This is a genomic window from Gilliamella sp. B3464 (assembly GCF_026536145.1).
Classification (GTDB): domain Bacteria; phylum Pseudomonadota; class Gammaproteobacteria; order Enterobacterales; family Orbaceae; genus Gilliamella.
In genome coordinates, this window is sequence record NZ_JAFNOQ010000030.1 from 1 (window position 1) to 1,386 (window position 1,386).

Annotated in this window: 1 protein-coding gene and 1 pseudogene; both read left to right on the forward strand. The window is 39.6% G+C overall.

The window, feature by feature from the left end:
• Positions 1 to 428 (forward strand): annotated as a pseudogene (locus J3U57_RS12635) (adhesin); the annotation flags it as partial.
• The gene (locus tag J3U57_RS12640; RefSeq protein ID WP_267344996.1) at positions 428 to 691 is read left to right on the forward strand and encodes a hypothetical protein; all 264 of its coding nucleotides are present in this window, start codon (positions 428 to 430) and stop codon (positions 689 to 691) included. The pseudogene J3U57_RS12635 and the gene J3U57_RS12640, both read left to right, overlap by 1 nt.
• The last annotated feature ends 695 nt before the right edge of the window (positions 692 to 1,386 follow it).

Below are 1,386 nucleotides of genomic sequence, written 5' to 3' on the forward strand. Positions count from 1 at the left end.
ATATCGCCACAGGTAATCAACTCATGAATCAGGCTGCCAGCCATGGAACGACGGTTGAAACTACGGTTGTAAGAAATAGTGGTGCTGGAAAGGGAACGACTGGGAATTCTTTAGAATGGAATTCTTGGCAAAACTACAAAAAAACGACTATTGACGGTAAACAATATGCCCAGATTGGCGACAGATTATATTCACAACATGCAGTTGATAGGATGCAACCTTCAGGATTAGGATCTCCAGCCGGTACTGTTGGCGCTGGTCGTAATATTTCTCCTGGCATCGTAGAGCACACTATACAGAATGGAACAAAAACGAGTTCTATAGTTAATGGTGTAGAGAGGACTGTGCATTGGAGTGGTGATGTAGGTGTTGTTACAGAAAGTAACGGTAAAATTATTGTGACCATTTTAAGACGGAGTGAAAAGTGATGAATTGGATATATCCTGATGTTGTTGATAAATTGAAAAAAAAATGTGATTCTTTTTTGAACAAAGAAATAGGGGTAGAAGAAATACAATCTAGCATTTATGAGGCTGAACACCAAATTCTAGCATTAGAAGAGAAATGGTTAAGGGAATTACTTTTTGATGCAGAAAATCAAATTGAATTAAACCGTTATACGATAGATAGCGATAAGTTAGAACTATCTGTTGAACCCATCATTAAAAATATAATGACAAAAATATCATAACGATAATGATCCCCACCTAATCAGTGGGGATCTCACTTGTTGTTTTTTACAACTGGAACACAAGTTCAATAATTAGCTTATTGTGCTCAACTTTAATGACCACAGGGCTCCCTACATAAAAGCCGAATTGCTCAAGCCGCCTGCCAGCTGTGGGTTGGGGTTGGGTTTTGTACCTTGTGGCACGTAACCGACGGTATAAAATCGCTCAGTGGGTTGTGGAGCTGTTGCTTTGTCTGTGGTTGATTTTAGCGTAGAATATCTCTTAGCCATAGTTAACTCCGTGTAAGTTAGTTGTGGTTAGCAGGTTAGCGGTGGTGGTACACCGTTAACCTGCGCTATTATTTACTGTCTTGTGTAACTTCTCTTCTTTAGTCGCCCGGTTTTAATCAACCAATCAACTGCTTAGCCTGATGCTTTAAAATCATGGCGTCTAAAATCTCTTTAACTGACTTCTGCTCGTCAGCAGTCATCTGCTTGACCGCGTCAAACTTAAGCTGAAATCCGTCCGGTGGCTTTAGTTACTCGCTTTTTCAACAATCTACTAATCAAAATCATATCGAAAACAAAGCGGATTATAAAGTCAGCAGCAGTGTTGGCGTCAGCACCATTGGCATGCCAGTAATGAACTTAAGCATATCTTTGATAAAGAAAAAGAACAAAGCAAAATAGACCAAACCCGGTTAGTGAGTGAAATT